The sequence below is a fragment of the Streptococcus sp. E24BD genome (assembly GCF_041807825.1).
Classification (GTDB): Bacteria; Bacillota; Bacilli; order Lactobacillales; family Streptococcaceae; genus Streptococcus; species Streptococcus entericus.
Map to the genome: position 1 here is coordinate 25,107 of NZ_JBGTZB010000017.1, position 24,003 is coordinate 49,109.

Sequence of the window (24,003 nt, forward strand, 5' to 3'; positions counted from 1 at the left end):
CCTCCTACACTAGCGCTAAAAGCGCTGTGACTTCGTCTGCGGTCAATCGACGATAAGCCCCCTCAGGCAGGTCATCAGGCAGGTTCAATGGTCCCATGCTGAGGCGCTTGAGACCGGTCACGGTCTTGCCACGGCTAGCCACCATGCGCTTGACCTGATGGAACTTCCCTTCTCGAATGGTAATCCGCACCCGACTGGTCTGCTCTGCCATGTCCAACAACTCCAAAACCGCCGGTAGACACTGGTGGTCACTAAGGGTAATGCCGGCCGCAAAAGCCGCCACGTCATCCTCATCCATTAGCCCATCTACATCTGCCTCATAGGTTTTGTCGACGTGTTTTTTTGGGGACAGCAGAGCGTGTGCCAGCTGTCCGTTATTGGTCAAGAGCAGGAGGCCTGTCGTATCCTTGTCCAGACGACCGACAGGAAAGACCTGCTTGTGGCGAGCAGTGTCATCCAGCAGGTCTAAAACCGTCCGTTGCTTGCTGTCTTCAGTCGCTGAGATGACACCTGCAGGCTTGTTAAGCAGGTAGTAGACCAAATCCTCATAGAGCAGAGGCTCCCATTGATAAGAGACCTGATCAGCTAACTCATCGACCTGTTCCTTGGGCGAAGTGATGACCTGACCATTGACCGTGATCAGTTTTTTCTTAAGCAAGGTCTTGACCTCTGTCCGAGAGCCCAAACCGACTTCTGTTAGAAATTTATCCAGACGCATCCCCTACTCCTTTTGCCCTGTAACCAGCTGTTTAACAGTTCCTCGTCTAGGAATCAGTTCCCCTTCGCGATAGGCCTGATAGGAAGCGTTCAAGACTGCCCCAAAAATCAAAACCTGACTAAAGAGAATAAACCACATCATAAGGGCAAAAAGTGCCACAGAACCAAGAAATCGCAAATTCTCCATCCGCATGATGGTCTGACTGACATAAGTCCCAAAAAGGTTAGTTGTTGTTAATAAGACAAAACTGGTAAAGAGCGTTCCAGGGAGTAAATAGCGCTTTTTGGTAATCCGAATATTGGGCAAAAGATAGTACAAAATAAGAAGAGCAATCCCAAAAACAAGCCAGACCATGGGTTGCAACAAGATCCCCAGAAGCTCATAGAGCTCTGTCACTAAAGCAAAACGCTGGTGGAGCAAATCCAGCAAACTGCGCCCAAAGGTAGACAAGACGATACCCAGAGCTAGGAAAACAATGAGAATAACACCTGACAAGAGCCCTATCAAGCGCCCCAATAGAAAATCTCGGTGCTCTTCACTGTTATCGTAGGCCTTGTTGACTGCCTTTTGCAGGAAGAAAAATCCTCTGGACATGGTCCAAAAACCAGTCGCCAAAGACAGCCAAACCAAACCTGTCAGAGGTTGATTGAAAATATTTTCCACTAAACCAGCAACAATATCATAGAGTTCCTTAGGCAACTGCTCCCGTAAAAAGGTTAGTAAATCAGCGGTATCAATGTTGAAATAAGGAAAAATATTAGCCACCAGTACCAGTAAGGGAAAAAGTGTCAATAATAAATAATAGGCAACTGCAATGCTAGACAAATCAATCTCTGCACTCTGGTAGTGACTGATAAACTTCTGAACCAGAGGGTGGGCTTTTAACGTTTGAAATCGTTCTTTTAGCATCAGTAGGTACGATCCTCACCCTGACTGGTCAAGATGCGAGGACCGTCCTTCGTAATCACAAATTGGTGCTCATACTGACAGGACAAGCCACCATCCAAGGTTTTGTGCGCCCAACCTGTCTTCATGTCCGTATCAATCTCCCAAGTGCCTGTGTTAATCATCGGTTCGATAGTCAAGACCATCCCTTCCTTGAGGCGCAGGCCTCGTCCAGCCACACCGTAGTGCGGTACCATAGGCTCTTCGTGCATAGTTGGACCGACACCGTGACCGACCAAATCACGCACCACACCGTAGCCACGTTCTTCAGCATATTGCTGAATGGCTGCGCCAATATCCCCGATACGATTGCCAACGACAGCTTGTTCCATCCCGACATAAAGACACTCCCGAGTGACTGCCATCAGGTTTTTAACCTCATCAGATACCTGACCGACCGCATAAGCCCAGCAAGAGTCTGCCAAACCGCCTTTATAGGACTGGGTGTGCTTTTTCATCTCAGCAACATTGTCAAAGTTTAGTTTGGAGACATCAAGAACGCTTTTATCCAAAGGTTCGCTCATGACCATATCAACCTTGAGCAAGTCACCTTCTTTTAGAATATAGTGACGCGGAAAAGCATGCGCAACTTCATCGTTGAGACCGCAACAGGTCGCATAAGGATAGTCCATGACATGACCGTCCACACCAATTTGCAGCGGCAATACATTTTCCGCCTTGCAACGTTTGCGAACATATTCTTCCACAGCCCACATGTCTGCTCCTGGCTTAATAATCTCACGCAGACCGATATGAATGCTGGCTAGGAAGTCACCAGCACGATCCATGGCATCAATTTCTCGTTGGGATTTTAAAGTAATCATAAATTCTCTTTCTAAATATAACGGAGATTGGGCCATCCGCCCCTCTCTTTTATTGATGTGGCTGACTAATTTTAGCCAAATATCAGCAGGTGCCTAGCTCATCTTACTGGTCACCAGTGCCTTGACGACAACATGGCTGTTGAGGTGAATTTCGACATCGATGGCAGCACTGCGTCTCGTTTCAGTAATGATGTTTGGTACGATGGTAAGGACATCGTCAATTTGAACTGACTGAAGGAAATAGATCACCATCTGCTCAATGATGATGTTTTTCTTGTTTTTAGACATTAAGCGGCGGTGAACAACCTCTTTGATGAGTTCTGCTAAAATGCCCTGAGCAAGGTTACCAGAGTTGTCCACCATGGCTGGTTCAACAGCGAACTGATAAGTGTCGTTTTCTAATTTCAAATTGGACACAATCTGCTCACTATAGGTATGGAGATTGGCATTTTTACTATCTTGCAAGCTCTCCATGACCCGCCGTCTGGTCACGACACCTAGCAGTTTATGGTTTTCGTTAACCACTGGTAGCATGTCATAATCTTCAAAAATCATTTTCTGACTGATGGTGGCTAGACTGACATTTGGCGTGGTGACAGCAGGGTCTTTGGACATGACCTCGGCAATGCTGATATCGCCATCTTTACCAGCTAAATCGCGCATGCTGACGACGCCAAGTACCGTATCGTGCTTATCCACAACCGGAAATCGGACATGGTTATGGTGCTTGAGCATCATGATGTAATCACTGACATGGTCGGTATCCAGCAAGCAGCCATAGTCATTTTTGAACTGGTAAATTTGGTCAACAGTTTTGACATCCGTCTTGATACGGACATTGGATAGGGCTTGATTGATCATGGTCGCTACGGTAAATGTATCATAGCTGGTCACCATGACAGGAATACCGAGCTTGTTTGATGTATCAATCACACGGTCTGAAATCTTGAAGCCCCCTGTCACAAGAATGGCATTAGCATTTTCTAAGGCTAGTAACTGAATCGCTTCGCGATCTCCAACAATCAAGAGCCCACCCTTCACCAAATAACGAAGAATATTGTCCCGCGTCATGGCACCAATCGAGAATTTGCTAAACTCGTGACCCAGACCCGAGTGCCCCGCCAATACTTCTGAATCACTGACTCTGGCAATCTCCGCATAGGTCAAGCGATCCAAGCGTTCCTTGGTTTTCTTTTCCACACGAACGGTCCCACTTCGTGGTCTTGTTTCAACCAGACCGCGATTTTCCGCTTCTTTTATGGCACGATAAGCGGTTCCGTCACTGACCCTGAGGTGATTGGAAATGCTCCGAACACTGACCCGTTTACCGACGGGTAATTTTTCCAGATAAATCAGTATCTCTTGATGCTTACTCATAGCGATAATCTCCCGATGTGAGTTGATAAGTTAGGTAGGTTCTAATCTGATGTGTATAGCGGTCACTACCACGGTGACGCTTGATGAGGCGAAAACCTGCTTTTTCAGCGACACGTTGACTGGCTTTATTGTCAATATCACAGACGATGATGAGCTCCTTTAACCTGATTTCATAAAAGGCTGTAAAGGTCAAGGTTTTAACAGCTTCCGTCATCAACCCTTGACCCCACTTGGATTGCTTGAGCAGGTAGCCCAGTTCAGCTCGGCCATTGTTTACATCTAAACGATCCAAGCGAATCAGCCCGATAAGCTCATCTGTCGGTTTCTGACAAATGCCCCAAATCCCTAGCGGTCGCGTCATAAAGGCCTGCACCAGCAGCTCATCGCTCTGCTCTTGCGAGGTAACTAAGGGTAGGATAAAGCGAGCATTGTCAGGAACACTGACCATCTCATAAAAGGCATCTCTATCCTCAAAACGGATTGGTCGACAGACCAATCCAGCGGTTTCAAAGCTGGCATATTTTGCCAGTGCTGTCCAAATCTTCTTCATCTCTGTCTAGTATAGCATAAAAACCCTATCTTGGCTAAATTGGTGACGGATTTAGGGGAAAACGCAGTAGAAAATGTCGATACAATTATAAACTCGTTCCGCTATTCTGGTACATTGTTAGAATAATAAAACTTGACAATTTAAATAACTTATTAGTAAAATATGATTGTATCCGATATTCACACCTTAAATCTAGATCACGAGAGCAACTAGAGAAAGCAGATTCCCTGCATAAAAGTTAGTCACTTTCTAAACAATATCAATTGAGTGCTGCACTTGCTATTAGTTAAAGAGGTAACTTTTTGCTCTATTTATCTTTGATCTCATTGAGAATATTAGAACACTGTTCGAATAAGCTTTTCGGGTAGTTTTTATGCGAAATATCTATTTTAATATGCGGTTTTCGGTCTAAAATATGTCCTGATTGCTTTTCTTGGGCGAACATTGACTCCTAATTCAACGATATGTCCTTTCTTAACTCCAGTAAACAATTATGCTATATTTTCTGAACTTCGCTATATCCCCTCTAGTTCCGAAGAAATGCCATAAAACACTGCACAAAGAAGAACAATCCCGTCTAATTAAGAGACCCTCGTTTTAATAGACTTAATAAAATTGTTGTGAATAAGGGAATTTAATTCTTAATTTTTAATCTTAATCATCTTAATTTATTCTGTGAATGGAGGTACTTAGAAAGATGAGAATATCATGAATAAAAAAATATCCGTTGCAATTGCAACATCTGTTGTAATCGGAAGCGCTAGCACATCCTTGGCATGGGCTGATGAAATTGAACAACCTCTGATCAATAACGAGATTGGACAAGCCAATACTCCAAACAAGGAAGAGTCAGAACTAAATAAAGCCTCTTCTGATCAAGCACCATTGAAAGAGGCGTTAGAAGAGCTGAAAGATATTCGTAAAAAACACCATGTCGATGGGCGGGGCAAAATTATCGCACTGGTTGACTCCGGAGTCGATACCAATCACCCAGACTTGAGATTAGACGATGACGCTATTTCTTCTAGCAAAATAACACCGTCCGAGAATAAAGATGGGAACACCGACTTTACCGCTAAAATTCCTCACGGCTATAACTATACTGAGGGGAATTTTCGACTAAGGGATGATGTTCCAGACCCTCACGGACAGCATGTCGCAGGTATCTTAGCAGGAAACAGTAAAGACCCTAACGGTGTTGTCGGTGTCGCTCCAAATGCGCAACTGCTCGGCTATAAAACCTTTTCTGACAGTACTCAAAAAATCTCTCCAGGAGCAAACGATGCAGTGGATCACGCAATCAATGATGCCGTTGAACACGGGGCAGATGTGGTTAACTTAAGCCTGGGACTTGAGGGTTCTGGATTACCTGGAGATATCCATGGTGAAACAATCAAAAATGCGGTGGATAAAGGGGTTGTTATTGTCTCCTCAATCGGAAATTACTCCTCTTCTACCTCTAGCAGTACCTATGACCATTATGCTAACCGTGGTTTAGCGATGAAAGATAGTGCCGCCATGGTTGCTCTTGCAGCAACTCCTCAAGCTATCGGCGTTGGAGCTGTTCAAAACAAGGTGCTGTACGCAGAAAACATGATTGTCGATGGGGAATCTTACCCACATTGGAATGTCGGAAAAGCCACCCAAGGCCTCAAACCAAGACAGGAACAGACTGTTGAACTGATTAATGCTAACCTTGCTACGCAAAAAGATGTTGACACACTAGGAGACAAGCTTAAAGGAAAGGTTGCCTTAATCTATCGTGGTGAAGATGCTGTTTATAAAAAAGCTGAACGCCTAAAAGATGCTGGAGCTATTGGGGCTATTCTGATCAATGCTCCTCTACATGCTAGCCGTGAAGATTACCGAGAAAAATTCATTACGTCCTACGAACATATTAGAACTTCTGATTTTTGGTATGTCTCAGTTTCTGGGAAAGCTGGTGAACAATTAGTCAAACCAATCGCTAATATCGGTGATACAAAAAACATTAAGCTTCGATTCACTACCGAAAAATCACCCTATGTGCTCTCACAACATGACCGCATTGCAGGATTTTCTAGCTGGGGACCGACCAGCGATTTAGAACTCAAGCCTGATTTAGTTGCTCCAGGTCAAGACATTCGTTCGACCTTTAACGATGGCAGTTACGGTGTGATGTCAGGAACTTCTATGTCATCTCCATATGTTGCAGGAGTCAGCACGCTCCTTTCCGATAAAATTAAAGGAATCACTGGCAGCAAAGAGCGCCTAGGATTTTACAAAGGATTTTCAAATGTAGAGCTTAACAAGCTCTTGCTCATGAACACTGCTAAGCCTCTAAAAGATCTCGGTTCAACTACTGGTGATTTGGAATACTCTCCAAGAGTACAAGGTGCTGGTCTAGTTGATGCTGATGCCGCTTTATCCACCAAAGTATTTGCAACTGGAACAGGCAAAAAAGGCGTTGTCACCTTGAAAGAAATCAAATCTGATGAGGTGACATTTACCGCAACCTTATACAATTTTGGAGATACTGCGCAACAATTTGACATCAAACACAGTAAAGTTCTGTCTGAGACTGTTATCAAGAAAACTAAAACTGAGCGCGAAGCTACAAGTTCCATTTTCACCAAAGATGAGACAGGAATCTTTACAGAACATATTAACGAAGTTCACCCTATAGCAGTTGATGGCGGGGAGTTAACCAGTGACCACCAGGTACTAATTCAGCCAAATAGTTCTGCAACTGTCACTTTCAAACTGAAAACTGGACAGGTTAAAGATGATTTTGTTGAAGGCTTTATTTACTTTGTACCAAAAGATAAAACTCAGCCTGAACTCTCCTTACCTTACTTTGGCTTCAAGGGAGATTGGAGTGCTGAGGCTGCGATTGATGCCCCTAGATGGGAGAAATCTAACCAAGCTGGGCTAACCGGTATCTTCACAGCTTACGACGGTAAAAAAGGACATAATGTTGTTAGTTACCTTGAAAAAGGTGTAGAAAACAAAGGTGATATTCCAAACCCTGATAACATCGCCTTTACCAACCGCCATGATACTTCTGAAGCAAGTAGTCGGAACGTTGTTCCTCGTTTATCATTCTTGAGAAATGTTCGGGATTACGAAGTGGCCATCGTTGATGGAAAAGAAGAAAACAGTAAGGTGCTACAAGTTGTTAAAACAGGACATTTCAAACGTAAGTTATTCTACAGCACGTTGACCGAGGCTAACCACGCTAACGCTGCAAATGCTGCAATAGAGGCCGACCTTAGGTGGGAAGGGAAAGTTTATAATCCTGAGATTGGAGACGATGATACTGTTCCAGAAGGGCAATACTACTACCGTATCCGAACCAAAATCCACGATACAGCTCCAGTTCAAACAATGTATCTGCCATTTAGAATAGATAATACTGATCCTACCTTAACTGCTAAATTAAGCGAAGATAAGAGCAAAGTCACCATCAAAACCACCGATAATCATAAGATTTGGAAAGTACTTGCCATGGCTGATAGTCAAAGTGTTGCAGTAGATAAAGTCGCAGAGAATACCTATGAAATCAAAGATGTTGATAAATTGAACGCTTATCGGTTGAGAGTGCGGGCTATGGACTTTGCCGGCAACCCATCGGAAGAAAAAGAATTTATTCTAAACGAAGAGAAAGGCCGACCTCGCCGTAGATTGTCACTGTTAGACGAAGCCATAAAATCCCTCTTTGATCAGGATATCAAGCCAGAACCTCATGAAGAAAAAGTGGCTGAAGACCAACCTGCCTACATCAACATGTTCAACTGGTCCATGTATGGTAGCTTTACTGGAAAAAATAAAATTAACGAACACGATGGAAAGCTTTATTATGATTTAAATATGGCTATCCAAGATGGGCACTATGCTGTCGTAACCACAACTAACAAAAGTGCAACAGATCCCGAGATGGGACAATCAAAAGACTATGCTCCAATATTTAGCAAACGATTCAAAGCAACTGGGCAATACCGCTACAAAGACTTTCCCGTCCTCATCAAAGAAGGCTTTAACATCATCAATATCAAAATTTATGATAAAGACGATAAATTAGTCATGGAAGAAGGCAATATCCTCTACTACGATGAGCACGCGCCACGCTTGCAGTTGAAAAATCAGATTGATTTAGACGATGAAAAAGACAATATGGCTGATGGTGCATTAACTGGTATCGAGGGCATTATCTATGCTCGAAATGGACGTGTTGTTTTGGAGGGAACCGTCGCAGACAATGGTCCAAAATGGGTATTGACTGTAAACGGCAACAATATCGCAACCCATCACCAATACCAAAAAGAGGGTGATAATGAGAAACCGTTCAAACATGAATTAACTGTAAAAAAAGATGATGAAATCAAAATCAAACTGATGGATGATCAAGAAAATGCGCGAACAATCAGATTAACAGTTAAAGAGGATAATCAAGCCCCAACAATCACTACCAACTTAAAGCCAACGATGGCCGAAACAGATATTCCTGAAATCGAACTAAACGATAATATTTTGAGTTGGGACGAAACAGCCCCTAACAACATCGTCACCATCAATGGTAAACCGTTTGACTTTTACGGCGAAAAGCCTTTAAACTATTATAAACTGGAAGAAGCCCCTAATACTTATGTCGTTCGGATTAAAGCAGTTGATAAGGCTGGGAATATTGCGGAAGAAACGCACGTCATCGGTGAAAAACCATTTGGTCTAACAGCGACATTGAAAAAGCAAGTCATCACAGCAGATGAGTTGACAACGATAACTAAACTGATTGATGTTCCTAAGCATGCTAAGGCTGACATTCTTGAAACATCAATTAGTGACATGGGTGAAGTCACAACAACAATTGCCTTGTCAGACATTTTTGGTCGCCAGACAACCCAAGTTTTAACCGCTAAATTAGCCTCTAACCAAGACTCATCTATCACAGCTAAATTGACCAAACAAATTTTCAAAAAAGATGAGCTTAATGACATCATCCAGATCTTAAATTTACATAAAGATGTCAGTGCTACTCTAATTCGTCCGATTACGGTTCCAGATAGTTCAAAACCAGAGCAAGTAACTGCTAGGGTCAGACTGTTTAGAAATGGTAAAGTCAACGAAAGAGATTTCACCTTTACAGTGGTAAGCGATAAACACCTGAACGCAAGATTGAGAAAAGAAACGATCAACATTTCTGAGACTTATGATTTGAACGGTCTCTTGGAATTACCTGAAGGTGTTACCGCTGAATGGAGCGTTCCTATTGCATACGGCAAAAAAGGAAAAGTAACCTTCAAGGTCATTTTGAAAGATCAGTATGGACAAACAGTAGAAAAAGAGTTTACAGTAACGGTATTAGAAGAACAATTGCCAAAAACAAACCACGAAGACAACTCTAAAACTAATAAAATACCAGAAATTAGTACAGAAAATGCTGGGGTCCAAAAAACACGGGACATCCAATCAGATTCAAGAACCACTAATGCTCGTAACGAATCAGCTCTGCAAGAACAACAACTGCATCAGCTAAGCGCTCCCCTTAGCCAAGAAAAGCATATAGAAGTTAACCGTCGTAAAACTTCCGAATTCACAGTTCAACTCTCCACTAGCCAAAAATTACCTAAAACAGGAGAACAATCAGCGTTTTGGAATGTCTTAGGTGGTTTAAGCTTACTGATGTCGAGCAGTCTTGCTTTTAGACAAGCTAAACTGAGCAAAAAGAACAGCCTTCATTAAGAACCTGAGTAGCGGCTAAAAGTCCCGGTACGAAAGATTAACCCATGTAAAAATAGTATGTCTGTTAAAATCGTCACACGACTGATAAACAGACATACTATTTTCTTACTCAACAGTGACAGACTTAGCCAGGTTACGGGGCTTGTCAACGTCCAAGCCCCGTTGCAAGGAAGCGTAATAAGCAATCAGTTGGGTCGGTATCACCATGGCAATCGGTGACAGGTAGGGGTGCACCGCCGTCACGACAATATCATCTTCAGCTTGTGCTACGCCTTCTTCTGCGATGGTTAGGACACTGGCTCCACGAGCAACAACTTCTGAGATATTACCACGCGTATGGCTAGCCACCGTTTTGTTGTTAGATAGCAGAGCGATGACTGGTGTGCCATCTTCGATGAGGGAGATAGTCCCATGCTTGAGTTCTCCAGCAGCGAATCCTTCGCACTGGATGTAGGAGATTTCTTTCAGCTTTAGACTGGCCTCTATGGCAACGTAATAATCGCTGCCGCGACCAATGTAAAAGGCGTTCCGACTGGTTGACAAGAGTTGCTCCACCTTGCTGGCGATTGCTTCTTTCTCTGACAGGCTGGCCTCGATAGACTGGGCAACCAGCGAGAGCTCTCTGACCACATCAAAGGCTTCTGCTCGGATATTGCCCATCGCCCGACCAACCGCTGTCGCCAAAATCGCCAAGGTCGCCACCTGAGCTGTATAAGCCTTGGTCGATGCTACTGCGATCTCAGGTCCAGCATGGAGAAGTAAGGTATGGTCTGCCTCACGAGACAAGGTTGATCCTGGGACATTAGTCACGGTTAGGCTAGGAATCCCCATCTGGTTAGCTTTGACCAAGACCTGACGGCTATCAGCCGTCTCACCTGACTGACTGATGAAGATAAAAAGTGGCTTCTGACTGAGCAAAGGCGTGTGGTATCCCCACTCTGAAGCAATACCCAACTCAACAGGTGTCTGGGTCAAGTCTTCTAAGAAGGTCTTCGCTGCAAAACCAGCATGGTAAGATGTCCCTGCTGCGATGATGTAGAGGCGATCTGCCTCCTGAACAGCCTTGATAACCGCCTCGTCAACGACTAACTGACCTGACTCATCCGTATAATTTTGAATAAGTTTGCGCATGACAGCAGGCTGCTCGTCAATTTCCTTGAGCATGTAGTAGGGATAAGTGCCCTTGCCAATGTCAGACAAGTCCAGTTCAGCAATGTAGCTCGCACGCTCAATCGGCTGACCAGCATAGTCTGAGACTGTCACCTTGTCCTTGGTCACGATAACCAGCTCTTTGTCCTGAATCTCCATGTACTCGCTGGTCTCACGAATCATCGCCATGGCGTCTGAGCAAACCATATTGTAACCATCACCAAGACCAATCAAGAGCGGCGACTTGTTCTTAGCCACATAGATGGTGCTTGCGTCAGCCTTATCCATCAGCGCAAAGGCGTATGAACCTTCAATCACGCTTAAGGCCTGACGAAAAGCCTCTAGTGTTGAGAAACCTTGTTGGGAAAAATGCCCAATCAAGTGCACTGCAATCTCCGTGTCCGTCTGCCCAAGAAACTGGTGATCCGCTAAATAAGTCTCCTTAATCTCTTTATAGTTCTCAATCACACCGTTGTGCACCAACGTAAAGCGCTGATCTTCTGACTGGTGAGGGTGGGCGTTAACCTCGCTAGGCTTCCCATGAGTCGCCCAACGGGTGTGACCAATCCCTGCTGTCCCTTGAATATCAATGCCCAGTTTATCACGCAAATCGGCGATACGACCGACTGATTTAATCAACCGTGATTGATCAGCTCCGGATGTCACATAAATCCCAGCTGAATCATAGCCGCGATATTCCAGCTTTTCCAAACCTTGCATCAAAATATCTGTTGCATTTTTATTGCCAACAACACCGACAATTCCACACATGTTCTCTTCCTCCAAAAATTGGTCTAGTCAGATTTACAGACCTCATTTATCACTAAACAACCATATCACTTTATTTTTTAGAAGTCAACAAAAAAATTGGTCTAGTCAGGTTTTGAGCGTCAAATTATAAAATAACCATAAGTTTGATAGTTTGTACTTTTTCTAAGTCTTGTCCTCATTTCCTAAAATAAACCATCACTCATTCTACTGAGAAAAAAATAATTCCATACCTTTACAAACTACTTGTTAGTGTGGTACAATAGACGATGTGTGTAATGGACGCACAAAAATACAGTTTATCCGCTGGGTTTAAAAGCACCTATGATTGACAAAGATAGGAGTAAATACATGAATCCATTAATTCAAAGTTTGACCGAAGGTCAATTGCGTACTGATATCCCTGCTTTCCGTCCTGGTGACACCGTTCGCGTTCACGCGAAAGTTGTCGAAGGTACTCGTGAGCGTATCCAGATTTTCGAGGGTGTTGTTATCTCTCGTAAAGGTCAAGGTATCTCAGAAATGTATACGGTTCGTAAGATTTCTGGTGGTATCGGAGTTGAGCGTACTTTCCCACTCCACACACCACGTGTTGACAAAATCGAAGTTATCCGCCACGGTAAAGTCCGTCGTGCGAAACTTTACTACTTGCGTGCCCTTCAAGGTAAGGCTGCTCGTATCAAAGAAATCCGTCGTTAAGGCGGTCAAAGCAAGTCCTGTAGATTTGCTCTGGACAACTACTCTTGCTGCTTAAGTAAGAGTAGTTTTTTATATGTCCAATAGAGGTAAGTGTAATCAGTATGTCCTGCATAGTTGCCTGTTTTATGGTAAAATAGATAAAAAATCAAATTGGAGAACTCATGAATTATTTTAACGTCGGAAAAATTGTCAATACCCAAGGCTTACAAGGGGATCTGCGTGTCCTTTCTGTGACGGATTTTGCAGAAGAACGTTTCAAAAAAGGCAGTAAGTTAGCCCTTTTTGATCCTAAGGACAACTTTGTCATGGAGGTGGAAATTGCCAGCTACCGCAAGCAAAAGAACTTTGATATCATCAAGTTTAAGGGGCTCTACCACATCAACGAGGTTGAGAAATACAAGGAGTATACCCTCAAAATCGCAGAAGAACATCTCTCTGATTTGGAAGAGGGCGATTTTTACTACCATGAGATTATCGGTCTGGATGTTTACGAAGGCGATGTCTTGATTGGGCAAATCAAGGAGATTCTCCAGCCGGGTGCCAATGATGTTTGGGTGGTTAAGCGTAAAAGCAAGCGAGACTTATTGCTGCCTTACATTCCACCAGTGGTGCTCAAGGTTGACATCGCAGCCGGTCGGGTGGATGTCGAGTTGCTAGAGGGATTGGACGATGAAGATTGATATTTTAACCCTTTTTCCAGAGATGTTTGCGCCTTTGGAGCATTCCATCGTTGGCAAGGCCAAGGATAAGGGGATTTTGGACATTCGTTACCATAACTTTCGAGATTATGCGGAAAAAGCTCGTCATGTCGATGATGAGCCCTACGGGGGTGGTCAGGGTATGTTGCTCCGTGCCCAGCCGATTTTTGATTGCATCGAGGTTTTGGAGAAGAGAGAAAAACCGCGTGTGCTCTTATTGGACCCAGCTGGTCGCCGATTTGACCAGGCCTTTGCAGAGGAGCTGGCTCAGGAAGAGCAGCTGATTTTTATCTGTGGGCATTATGAGGGCTATGATGAGCGGATCAAGACCTTGGTGACCGATGAGGTCTCCTTGGGGGATTTTGTCCTGACGGGCGGAGAATTAGCCGCCATGACTATGGTGGATGCGACGGTGCGTTTGATTCCAGAGGTCATTGGCAAAGAAGCCAGTCACCAAGACGACAGTTTCTCATCAGGTCTCTTGGAATACCCTCAGTATACCCGCCCTTATGATTTCCGTGGTATGGTAGTGCCTGATGTCCTCATGAGCGGTCACCATGAGAATATTCGCCTCTGGCGCTTGGAGCAGTCCCTGAAAAAAACCTTGGAACGCCGACCAGATTTGTTGGCACAGTATCAGATGACGGAGGAAACGGCTCAGATTTTAGACACGATTCAGTCAGAAAAATGGCGCGAGTCCATCTACCAAGCCTTTGATCTAATGGATCAGGGGGATTTACAGGGAGCTTTGGCACTGCTAGATCGTCTCGAAGTGCCTGAGCGTTCTTCAGCCTATTATGATTATCTTTCAACCTACGGTTATGTCTATGCTGAGCTGGGACAGACAGAGGCTGCTTTGGCTAGCTACCAGCATTATCTGAATAAGGCTCAGGCAGAGCAGAATCATAGCCATCAGCACCAAGCCTATCATCAGCTAGCCATGGTTTACCGTATGGCAAGGGATTACACGGCTGCTCAAGAGCAGTTGGCACATGAGGAGCAGCTGATTCGCAGGCATTTTCGTAAAAACCACTTGATTTGGGCGGTTCACCTCTATGAAGTGGGCTATCTGACCTGTCTTTTGGGCGACAATGGCAGAGCTGAGACCATCATGCACAAAAGCCTTGACCATGCTCTCCAGACAGACGATGTCGTTGCTCAGGCCTGTGCCTATCGAGGCTTGGGTGAAATTCTTTCAAATAGAGACTATCTTGAAAAAGCGCATGCGCTCTTCTCCAGTTTAGATGATGCCAGAGGCGCCCAGGATGTCCATAGCCTACTGACTAACCTACCCTCATCAGATGCCTAAGGTTGCCGAGCAGGACTGATCAGCTATTTCCAAAAAAATATCACCAATCGGCGTGAAGCCGATTAAAAAAGGAGTACCATGACACAAGAAATTGTTGATATTGCGATTATCGGAGGAGGTCCTGTGGGACTCTTTACCGCCTTTTATGCCGGTCTGCGTGGGGCGACGGTCAAGGTTATCGAGAGCCTATCAGAGCTGGGGGGACAGCCTGCCATTCTCTATCCTGAGAAGACCATCTATGATATCCCAGCCTACCCTGAGATTTCTGGAGGTGATTTGACAGCCAAGCTTCTCCAGCAACTGGAACGCTTTACTGACCGCGTGACTTACTGCCTCAAGGAGGAAGTTTTGTCATTCGACAAGACTGGCGACCACTTTACCTTGACGACCAGCAAGGGTCGGCATGAGGCCAAAAGTATCATCATCGCCTGTGGCAATGGTGCTTTCTCACCTCGACCACTCGGACTTGAGGGTGAAGAGCGTTACGCAGACACCAACCTGTTTTACAATGTCCGCCAGTTAGACCAGTTTGCTGGACAAGATGTGGTCATCTGTGGCGGTGGCGATTCAGCGGTGGATTGGGCCTTGGCTTTAGAAACTATTGCCAAATCAGTCACACTTATTCATCGTAGGGAGGCTTTCAGAGCCCACGAACACAGCGTGGAGTTACTCCAGCAGTCAAGCGTCCGTCTGATGACACCCTATGTCCCACTAACCTTAACAGGAGATGACGAACGGGTCAGACAACTGACCATTCAAAAGGTCAAATCAAATGAAACAGTTGATATCCCTCTAGATAGCTTGATTGTCAGCTTTGGCTTTGCGACCTCAAACAAGAACCTCAAACAATGGGGATTAGACAGCAAACGTTCCAGCCTACTGGTCTCACCGCTCTTAGAGACCAGCCAAGAGGGAATTTACGCTGTTGGTGATGCGGCTAGTTACCCAGGCAAAGTTGATTTGATTGCGACAGGATTTGGCGAAGCACCTCTGGCAGTCAGTCAAGCCCTCAACTACATCTATCCTGACCGAGATAATCGTGCGGTTCACTCGACATCCTTGATTAAGGACTAGGCAGCTAGGTTAATACACTAAACATACCCACTTTCTCTCTTAAATTGAGATTTAAGGGGTATTTTTTTCATTTGCTTTAATTTTTTTCAAAAAATGCCTTGACAAAATTAGTCAGAAAATTTATACTGTTTTATATATTGAAATTTCTTGAAAACGAAAGGAAAACAAATGACAAAAGGACAAGAATATGTGAAGCGTGTTTTCGAACAGGTAAAGGCAGATAATGCCCATGAAGCGGAGTTTTTGCAGGCAGTTGAGGAGGTTTTTGACTCTCTTGCTCCTGTTTTTGACAAATACCCTCAATACATTGACGACAATATCTTGGAGCGTTTGGTTGAGCCTGAACGCGTGGTCTCCTTCCGTGTGCCATGGGTTGATGACCAAGGTCAGGTTCAAGTTAACCGTGGCCATCGAGTTCAGTACTCTTCAGCTATCGGTCCTTACAAGGGAGGCTTACGTTTTCACCCATCAGTGAACCAGTCCATCATTAAATTTTTGGGCTTTGAACAGATTTTTAAAAACTCTTTAACTGGTCTGCCAATTGGGGGCGGTAAAGGGGGATCTAATTTTGATCCTAAAGGCAAGTCTGACCGTGAGATAATGGCTTTTACTCAGAGCTTTATGACTGAATTACAGCGTCATATCGGTCCAGATGTAGATGTGCCAGCAGGGGACATTGGTGTTGGCGCGCGAGAGATTGGCTACATGTTTGGACAGTACAAACGCCTCAACGGTTACCAAAATGGTGTCTTGACAGGGAAAGGCCTGACCTACGGTGGCTCACTTGGTCGAACAGAGGCTACAGGATATGGAGCAGTTTACTTTGCAGAGCAAATGTTGGCATCTATCGGTCATCATTTTGAAGGAAAAACAGCTATCGTTTCGGGCTCAGGTAATGTCGCCATTTATGCGATTGAGAAATTGTATCAACTAGGTGCTAAACCTATTGCTTGCTCCGACTCCTCTGGTTACATCATTGATGAGAATGGGATTAATCTTGAGACCTTGAAACGCTTAAAAGAAATTGAACGCGAGCGGATTTCTAAATACCTCGACTATCATCCAGAAGCCCAGTTTGTGCCGACTGGAGAGTCAACAATCTGGACCGTTAAAGCTGACCTTGCCTTCCCATGTGCCACTCAAAATGAGCTCAATGAGGACGATGCCAAGACCCTGATTGCCAACGGTGTCATTGCTGTTGCAGAAGGTGCTAACATGCCGTCAACCCTTGAGGCTGTGACGACCTTCCAAGAAAATGGCGTACTCTTTGGACCTGCCAAGGCTGCCAATGCAGGCGGTGTTGCGACATCTGCGCTTGAAATGTCCCAGAATAGCCAACGTCTGGCTTGGAGTTTTGAGGAAGTCGATGAGAAACTGTATGGCATCATGAAAACCATTTACGAGAATGCTGCCGCTGCTGCTGAGGAATTTGGACAACCAGGTAACTTGGTCGTTGGAGCTAATATCGCTGGATTTCTCAAGGTGGCTGAAGCCATGTCCGCTCAAGGTGTGATTTAAGTCAAAAAAAAAAAAAACTGGGTTACCCCAGTTTTTTTTTTTTTTTGACGCCTATCAGGCTAAGGTCTGAAATTTAGTCTACCCAGCAAAAAATAATCGCATTTTCAGGCATTTTATACTAAAATAGAAGAGATGAAAAAAACAGTCGGTGTGGGTCTTGCCCACAGTAAGATTATTATGATGGGTGAGCATGCGGTGGTCTATGGCTATCCCGCTCTTGCCCTGCCCTTACCTCGAGTGACAGCCATTTGTCAGGTCACCGCTTGTAATCTGCCCGTAGTCATCGACCCGCTGGATCCGATTGATACAGCACTGTCAGTGGCATTGACGGTTTTAGACATCGCAGAGCCTCGCATTGCTTATGCGGTCAATTCAGCCATCCCAGAGCAACGTGGCATGGGGTCATCAGCAGCGGTAGCGATTGCCGTCATTCGAGCGGTTTTTGACTACTATAATCAACCCTTATCAGATGAACTACTGGAGGATTTGGTCAACAAGGCAGAGCAGGTGGCTCACGGTAACCCATCTGGGCTGGATGCTAAGACTTGCTTAAGCGATATGCCTATTTGTTACCAACGTGGTCAGGGCTTTTCTCCTTGTCCAGTTCGTCTAAAAGCCCATTTGATTATTGCGGATACGGGTGTTTATGGCAATACCAGTCAGGCGGTTCAATGGATTGCCAAACAAGGTGAGACTGCCTTGCCTATGCTATCAGACCTTGGTGGTCTAGCTCAAAGCTTTTTAGAGCGCCTGCCTGAAGGACACTTGCCTAGTCTGGGGGAATTGATGACCCAAGCTCACCGCAAACTGGCCGCCTTAGGCGTTTCCTGTCCAGAAGCGGACCAGCTGGTCGAGGCTACCTTGTCTGCGGGTGCCTTTGGTGCCAAGATGAGCGGTGGCGGTCTCGGGGGCTGTGTCATTGCCCTGACCGATACTGATGAGGCTGCGCAAGCCATTGCCCAAAACCTAAGAGAAAAAGGAGCTGTCAACACGTGGATAGAGAACCTGTAAGCGTGCAATCTTACGCCAATATCGCTATCGTCAAGTACTGGGGAAAGGCGGACGCAGCAAGCATGCGACCTGCGACCAGCAGTATTTCCCTGACCTTGGAAAATATGTTTACCGAGACGACCCTGTCGGTGTCAGACCGAGATGCTTTTTATATCAACGGCGTCCTGCAAGATGAAGCTGAGCAGAGCAAGATGAGCCAGGTCTTGGACTTGTTCCGCAAGGACAAGTCAGTTTTTGTACGGATTGATACCCACAATAACATGCCGACAGCAGCTGGTTTGTCGTCGAGTTCGTCTGGTCTGTCGGCCTTGGTTAAAGCAGCGGCTGACTTTTTTGAGACAGGGCTCAGTCAGGCAGAGTTAGCTCAGGTGGCTAAGTTTGCTTCAGGTTCGTCAGCTAGGTCCTTCTTTGGCCCTTTGGCGGCTTGGGACAAGGACACTGGGGAGATTTTCCGTGTGCAGACGGACTTGAAATTGGGCATGATTATGCTGGTTTTGAACGACCAAAAAAAAACAATATCCAGCCGTGAGGGCATGAAGCGCTGTGTGGAGACCTCGACCAACTGGGCGGACTGGGTCAGACAATCTGAAGACGACTATACTGCCATGCTACAGCACCTAGAAGCTAATGATTTTGAAAAAGTTGGTGAATTGACGGAGCGAAATGCTCTGGCCATGCATGCCACCACACGGACGGCTACTCCTGCCTTCTCCTACCTGACTGAAGACAGTTACATCGCCATGGAGCGGGTGCTAGAATTGCGTCAACAAGGCTGGCTCTGCTATTTCACCATGGACGCTGGCCCAAATGTCAAGGTTCTCTGCCGCGAGGAGGATTTGGAGGATTTGGCGGCGATTTTCGCTGGGGACTATCGGGTGATTGTCTCGAGGACCAAGCGCCTATGACACGGACAGTTCACACCTGCGGGAAACTCTATTTGGCGGGGGAGTATGCCGTGTTGACGGCGGGTCAACCAGCCTTGCTGGTGCCGATTCCTATTGGCATGACGGCAACCATCGACTGGGCGGAGGCGTTTGCCTTACGGTCTGACCTTTTTGATTATGGGGTGGATTTGACCCCTGATTGCAACTACGCTCTGATTCAGGAGACGATTGCGTTGTTTGAAGCTTATCTGGGGCAGCCTTTGCGGCCATTTGCTCTGACCATTACCAGCCAGATGGCGCGTGATGGTCGCAAGCTCGGTATCGGGTCTTCTGGGGCGGTGGTGCTTTTAGCCCTGCGAGCCATGGCAGAGCTCTATGCCCTAGACTTGTCAGCAGACCTGCTCTTTCGTTTAGCAGCGGCTGTCCTCCTCAAGCGTGGAGACAATGGGTCGCTGGGTGACTTGGCCTGTATCGCCTATGAGGACTGGGTTTATTATCAGTCCTTTGACCGCCAGCAGGTTGCAGACTGGCTGGCGCATCAGCCCTTGTCAGAAGTACTATCAGCCGACTGGGGCTATGTCATTAAACCGATGCGCTTAGCGCTAGCAGCGGACTTTTTGGTCGGTTGGACAGGCCAACCTGCCATTTCTAGCGACTTGGTCAATCAGGTTAAGTCCGCTATCCCGCCTGACTTCTTAGCAGCTAGTCGGTTGACAGTTGACGGTCTTTACCAAGCATTAACGACTGGGGATAAGACAGGGGTGATGACCCGACTCGCACAAGCGGGTCAGCTCCTGAGCGCTTTGCACCCAGCCATTGTAACCCCAGCTCTTGAGCGTTTGTGTCAAGCGACAACTGGTCTATCCGCCGTTGCCAAGTCCAGCGGAGCAGGAGGTGGTGATTGTGGGATTGCCCTTGTGTTTGATGAGACGGACAGCCAGACCCTGATTGACCGCTGGGAAGATCAGGGCATTCAGTTGATTTATAAGGAGAGGTTTGATGAGTGAGTTGACATTAGTGGTACCATCGGCAGCTTATGGTGAGCAGATTTTGGCTTATCGAGCAGATTTTGATCAATCAGGAGAACACCTCCACGGTGGGGCACGCTTGGAAACCCTGTCGGATTTAGAGGACTGGTTGCGTCATGTCGCTGCCATCACCACCCCAGCAGGTGTTGAGCAAGGCCGTGTCCCTTCGTCCACCTTTCTATGCCTCCGTCAATCAGACCAGAAAATGGTCGGCATTTGCAATATCAAGCACTCTCTAGACCAGCCTTTTCTGGTTAACTTTGCTGGACATATCGGCTATTCCATTCACCCAGAGGAACGGCGGCAAGGTTACGCCAAGGAGCAGTTGCGACTGGCTCTGCTTGAGGCTGGTCAGTTAGGGCTTGACCGTGTCTTGGTCACCTGTGATGAGGCCAATCTGGGATCTGAAAAGACCATCCTGGCCTGTGGTGGGCAGTATGAGAACACCTATCAGGACCCTGATGATGGCAGCCGTAAAAAACGTTTTTGGATTGAGGTACCCCATGAGTAATCGTAAAGATGATCACATCAGGCATGCGCTAGCTTATCAGTCGCCCTATAATGGCTTCGATGAGCTGGAACTGATTCACTGCTCCCTGCCTGATGTCGACTTGGCAGATATTGACCTGACGACCCAGTTTGCTGGGCGCAAGTGGGAGGTTCCCTTTTACATCAACGCTATGACCGGAGGGAGCGAGTGGGCTAAGGCTATCAACCTGAAACTCGCAGAGTTGGCAGAGCGCTGTGGGCTTCTCCTAGTGACGGGCTCTTACAGCGCTGCCCTTAAAAACCCTAATGACGACAGTTTTCCGACCAAAACCAGCCATCCAGCTCTGCTATTGGCCACCAATATCGGCATTGACAAGCCCTACGCCTTGGCGCGTCAAGCTGTCGAGGCGGTTGAGCCCCTCTTTCTTCAGGTGCATGTCAACCTGATGCAAGAGCTGCTTATGCCTGAAGGGGAGCGGGCTTTTGCCCAATGGCCGAGCAACCTAGCGGCTGTTGTTCAGAAGTTACCAGTGCCTGTCGTCCTCAAGGAGGTCGGTTTTGGCATGGATCGACAAACGGTGCTGCGTGCTAGGGATATGGGTGTCAAGACCTTCGACATTTCAGGCCGTGGGGGGACGAGTTTTGCCTATATTGAGAACCAGCGTGGTGGGCATCGTGCCTATCTGGACGACTGGGGGCAGAGCACGGTGCAGACCCTGCTCAACCTGCAAGATTTGACCGATGAGGTGGAGATTTTGGCATCTGGTGGGGTCAGACATCCACTGGATATGGTCAAGTGCCTGGTCTTGGGAGCTAAGGCGGTCGGTTTATCTCGATCCGTCTTGGAGCTGATTGAGACCAAGCCGCTTGAAGAGGTCATCGCAATCGTCGAGGGTTGGAAGGACGATTTACGCCTGATCATGTGCGCGCTGAATTGTCGAACTGTCGCTGACCTCAAGACCATTGACTACCTCTGCCACGGTCGTTTGAAGAATACTTATCAGAAAAGAGAGAAAAGATGAAAGAAGCAGTCATCGTTGCTGCCGTTCGGACGGCCATCGGTAGTTTTGGAGGTAGCCTCAAGGACTTATCAGCTGTTGACCTAGGCGTCGCAGTGGTCAAAGGTGCCTTGGACAAGATTGGTCTAACACCTGAGACCGTTGACGAAGTGATTTTGGGCAATGTTCTGGGGGCTGGTCTGGGACAAAATCTCGCCAGACAAGTCGCTCTGAAGGCAGGTTTGCCAGTGACCAGCTCTGCTATGACCATCAATAAGGTCTGCGGTTCAGGTCTAAAGGCCGTGCAACTGGCGGCTCAAGCGATTCGTCTGGGGGATGCTGACATCGTTATCGCTGGCGGTACAGAAAGCATGAGCCAAGCGCCTCACGTCCTCCTCAATCAGCGGTGGGGGATCCGTCTGGGTCATGTCCAAATGGTCGATACCTTGCTCAAGGACGGTCTGACCGATGCCTTTGACCAAACCCATATGGGCATCACCGCAGAAAACGTGGCAGACCAGTATCAGATTAGCCGTGAGACTCAGGACGCTTTTGCGCTCCGCTCTCAGGAGAAGGCGCTGGCTGCCATTGCAGCTGGTCGTTTCAAGGATGAGATTATTCCCCTTGACATCCCTCAACGTCGTGGTGAACCGATAATTTTTGATCAGGATGAGCATCCGCGTGCCAACCTTACTATGGAGAGACTGAGTCAGCTCCGTCCAGCCTACAAACCCGACGGTACGGTTACAGCTGGCAATGCTTCTGGAATCAACGATGGAGCGGCTGTTGTCGTTGTTATGAGCCGTGACAAGGCAGAGGAGCTGGGCTTGCCTATTCTGGCCAGTATTGCTGCCTATGCTAATGCTGGGCTGGATCCGAAAATCATGGGCTGTGGTCCCATTGTTGCCAGCCAGAAGGTCTTGGACAAGGCAGGCTGGGCAGTGGCCGATTTAGACTTAGTAGAGGGCAATGAAGCCTTTGCCGCCCAAGCCTGCGCCGTCAACCAAGCACTTGGCATCAACCCAGACATCGTCAATGTCAACGGCGGTGCCATCGCCCTTGGTCACCCTATCGGGGCATCTGGTGCACGGGTGCTGGTCACCCTTCTGCATGAGATGGCGAAACGTGATGCCAAACGTGGGCTTGCTACCCTTTGTATCGGCGGTGGTATGGGAACAGCGCTTCTAGTTGAGCGATAAGCAAAACCACTAATGAAATTAAAAACTCATCAAGAGATTCTATTAGTATCCCGTTTGATGAGTTTTTTCTACTTCTTGAGCTCTATTAAGCATTGCTAAATGTCAGGCGATTGACATTGAATGAAGATTATGTGACAGAGTAAGTGCATCTATTCAGCAGATGATGACATGTAACCAGTTAAACCACTACTGAGCGAGAAGTCTTGTCTTAGGTAAATATAATTAGATATTCATTCTATCTTGCCACCTTGGCTTGTCAAATTATCAAAAAATATTCTGAATAGAGTAATTTTTATCTCGTCTTGTTTTAAGACGATAAAAAAACTAGACAATCGCCTAGCATTTACAAACTTCTTCATCGGGAAGACAGGATTCGAACCTGCGACATCTTGGTCCCAAACCAAGCACTCTACCAAGCTGAGCTACTTCCCGAAAATGCACCCTAGAGGAGTCGAACCTCTAACCGCCTGATTCGTAGTCAGGTACTCTATCCAATTGAGCTAAGGGTGCTTATCAAAATGCTGAGGACCGGAATCGAACCGGTACGAGGTTGCCCCCGCAGGATTTTAAGTCCTGTGCGTCTGCCAGTTCCGCCACCCCAGCCTCATACAAAGAAAGCGAACGACGGGATTCGAACCCGCGACCCCCACCTTGGCAAGGTGGTGTTCTACCACTGAACTACGTTCGCCTAACATAATTTTTAGATGTTTCACCAACCATTATAGTTTAACACATAGGAAATGAATTGTCAATATTTTTTTGAAAAAAGTCTAAAATATTTAGNCTAACATAATTTTTAGATGTTTCACCAACCATTATAGTTTAACACATAGGAAATGAATTGTCAATATTTTTTTGAAAAAAGTCTAAAATATTTAGCTTGGCAAGTCCTAAAATAAAGTTAACCACTTAAGAGTATGAAATGAATCGGTTACACTAAACTAGACAGAATTTATAAAGTGTTCTACACTAAAGAAAACAGGAGAACTCTATGTCTAGAAAAATCCGTCGTCAATTTAGTGATGACTTTAAGCAACAAATTGTTGA

Annotated in this window: 17 protein-coding genes, 4 tRNA genes and 1 pseudogene; 12 read left to right on the forward strand and 10 right to left on the reverse strand. The window is 46.2% G+C overall.

The features are described 5' to 3' along the window. Nucleotides 1-4: 4 nt before the first annotated feature. The 5 genes from ACERC5_RS05565 to ACERC5_RS05585 all read right to left on the reverse strand — a co-directional run bounded on the left by ACERC5_RS05565 (nucleotide 5) and on the right by ACERC5_RS05585 (nucleotide 4,414). Nucleotides 5-718 (reverse strand): pseudouridine synthase, encoded by a 714-nt coding sequence (locus tag ACERC5_RS05565; RefSeq protein WP_373660357.1) that lies wholly within the window; start codon nucleotides 716-718, stop codon nucleotides 5-7. A 3-nt stretch (nucleotides 719-721) separates the two neighbouring features. Further along, complete coding sequence (locus tag ACERC5_RS05570; RefSeq protein ID WP_373660358.1) at nucleotides 722-1,627, reverse strand: YihY/virulence factor BrkB family protein; 906 nt, start codon at nucleotides 1,625-1,627, stop codon at nucleotides 722-724. Further along, on the reverse strand, nucleotides 1,627-2,487 hold the full coding sequence (locus ACERC5_RS05575; RefSeq protein ID WP_373658961.1) for a methionyl aminopeptidase: 861 nt from the start codon (nucleotides 2,485-2,487) through the stop codon (nucleotides 1,627-1,629). Before ACERC5_RS05575 ends, ACERC5_RS05570 begins: the two co-directional genes overlap by 1 nt. A gap of 93 nt (nucleotides 2,488-2,580) precedes the next feature. Continuing rightward, nucleotides 2,581-3,864, reverse strand: coding sequence for a CBS-HotDog domain-containing transcription factor SpxR (gene spxR, locus ACERC5_RS05580; RefSeq protein ID WP_373660359.1), 1,284 nt, complete (start codon nucleotides 3,862-3,864; stop codon nucleotides 2,581-2,583). Next, on the reverse strand, nucleotides 3,857-4,414 hold the full coding sequence (locus ACERC5_RS05585) for a GNAT family N-acetyltransferase (protein WP_373658959.1): 558 nt from the start codon (nucleotides 4,412-4,414) through the stop codon (nucleotides 3,857-3,859). The genes spxR and ACERC5_RS05585 overlap by 8 nt, the downstream gene beginning before the upstream one ends. A 708-nt stretch (nucleotides 4,415-5,122) precedes the next feature. On the opposite strand from ACERC5_RS05585, the gene ACERC5_RS05590 reads away from it, so the two are divergent. Next, a complete protein-coding gene (locus tag ACERC5_RS05590; protein ID WP_373660360.1) occupies nucleotides 5,123-10,132 on the forward strand; it encodes a S8 family serine peptidase in 5,010 nt (1,669 codons plus the stop codon). A 105-nt stretch (nucleotides 10,133-10,237) separates the two neighbouring features. Here the strand turns inward: ACERC5_RS05590 and glmS are convergent, their stop codons facing one another. After that, nucleotides 10,238-12,052: a glutamine--fructose-6-phosphate transaminase (isomerizing) gene (gene glmS / locus ACERC5_RS05595; RefSeq protein ID WP_373660361.1), complete on the reverse strand. Its 1,815-nt coding sequence runs from the start codon at nucleotides 12,050-12,052 to the stop codon at nucleotides 10,238-10,240. 348 nt (nucleotides 12,053-12,400) lie between these two features. Between glmS and rplS the strand changes: the two genes are divergently transcribed. The 11 genes and pseudogenes from rplS to ACERC5_RS05650 all read left to right on the forward strand — a co-directional run bounded on the left by rplS (nucleotide 12,401) and on the right by ACERC5_RS05650 (nucleotide 22,956). Next, nucleotides 12,401-12,748, forward strand: coding sequence for a 50S ribosomal protein L19 (gene rplS / locus ACERC5_RS05600; protein WP_018367386.1), 348 nt, complete (start codon nucleotides 12,401-12,403; stop codon nucleotides 12,746-12,748). A 161-nt stretch (nucleotides 12,749-12,909) separates the two neighbouring features. Further along, nucleotides 12,910-13,428 carry a ribosome maturation factor RimM gene (gene rimM, locus ACERC5_RS05605; protein WP_373658956.1) on the forward strand — a complete coding sequence of 173 codons (519 nt, stop codon included), beginning with the start codon at nucleotides 12,910-12,912 and terminating at the stop codon, nucleotides 13,426-13,428. Continuing rightward, nucleotides 13,418-14,131: pseudogene (gene trmD, locus ACERC5_RS05610) on the forward strand (tRNA (guanosine(37)-N1)-methyltransferase TrmD); the annotation flags it as partial. The gene rimM and the pseudogene trmD, both read left to right, overlap by 11 nt. Before the next feature lie 702 nt (nucleotides 14,132-14,833). Continuing rightward, nucleotides 14,834-15,829: an NAD(P)/FAD-dependent oxidoreductase gene (locus ACERC5_RS05615; protein ID WP_373658955.1), complete on the forward strand. Its 996-nt coding sequence runs from the start codon at nucleotides 14,834-14,836 to the stop codon at nucleotides 15,827-15,829. 168 nt (nucleotides 15,830-15,997) lie between these two features. Next, nucleotides 15,998-17,347, forward strand: a complete 1,350-nt coding sequence (gene gdhA, locus ACERC5_RS05620; RefSeq protein ID WP_373658954.1) for an NADP-specific glutamate dehydrogenase — start codon at nucleotides 15,998-16,000, stop codon at nucleotides 17,345-17,347. 132 nt (nucleotides 17,348-17,479) lie between these two features. Next, the gene (mvk, locus tag ACERC5_RS05625) at nucleotides 17,480-18,358 is read left to right on the forward strand and encodes a mevalonate kinase (RefSeq protein ID WP_373658953.1); all 879 of its coding nucleotides are present in this window, start codon (nucleotides 17,480-17,482) and stop codon (nucleotides 18,356-18,358) included. Then, nucleotides 18,340-19,263 carry a diphosphomevalonate decarboxylase gene (gene mvaD / locus ACERC5_RS05630; protein ID WP_373658952.1) on the forward strand — a complete coding sequence of 308 codons (924 nt, stop codon included), beginning with the start codon at nucleotides 18,340-18,342 and terminating at the stop codon, nucleotides 19,261-19,263. The genes mvk and mvaD overlap by 19 nt, the downstream gene beginning before the upstream one ends. Then, nucleotides 19,260-20,249: a phosphomevalonate kinase gene (locus ACERC5_RS05635; protein WP_373658951.1), complete on the forward strand. Its 990-nt coding sequence runs from the start codon at nucleotides 19,260-19,262 to the stop codon at nucleotides 20,247-20,249. The genes mvaD and ACERC5_RS05635 overlap by 4 nt, the downstream gene beginning before the upstream one ends. Next, a complete protein-coding gene (locus tag ACERC5_RS05640; protein WP_373660362.1) occupies nucleotides 20,242-20,781 on the forward strand; it encodes a GNAT family N-acetyltransferase in 540 nt (179 codons plus the stop codon). Before ACERC5_RS05635 ends, ACERC5_RS05640 begins: the two co-directional genes overlap by 8 nt. Further along, a complete protein-coding gene (gene fni / locus ACERC5_RS05645; protein WP_373658949.1) occupies nucleotides 20,774-21,781 on the forward strand; it encodes a type 2 isopentenyl-diphosphate Delta-isomerase in 1,008 nt (335 codons plus the stop codon). Before ACERC5_RS05640 ends, fni begins: the two co-directional genes overlap by 8 nt. Beyond that, the gene (locus ACERC5_RS05650) at nucleotides 21,778-22,956 is read left to right on the forward strand and encodes an acetyl-CoA C-acetyltransferase (RefSeq protein WP_373658948.1); all 1,179 of its coding nucleotides are present in this window, start codon (nucleotides 21,778-21,780) and stop codon (nucleotides 22,954-22,956) included. The genes fni and ACERC5_RS05650 overlap by 4 nt, the downstream gene beginning before the upstream one ends. A gap of 358 nt (nucleotides 22,957-23,314) precedes the next feature. Here ACERC5_RS05650 and ACERC5_RS05655 read toward each other — a convergent pair. From ACERC5_RS05655 to ACERC5_RS05670, 4 genes are all read right to left on the reverse strand, one after another. Further along, nucleotides 23,315-23,388 (reverse strand) — tRNA-Pro (locus tag ACERC5_RS05655). 4 nt (nucleotides 23,389-23,392) lie between these two features. Next, nucleotides 23,393-23,466, reverse strand: a tRNA-Arg gene (locus tag ACERC5_RS05660). A 9-nt stretch (nucleotides 23,467-23,475) separates the two neighbouring features. Beyond that, nucleotides 23,476-23,559 (reverse strand) — tRNA-Leu (locus ACERC5_RS05665). A 13-nt stretch (nucleotides 23,560-23,572) separates the two neighbouring features. Next, a tRNA-Gly gene (locus ACERC5_RS05670) sits at nucleotides 23,573-23,644 on the reverse strand. Between the last annotated feature and the right edge of the window lie 359 nt (nucleotides 23,645-24,003).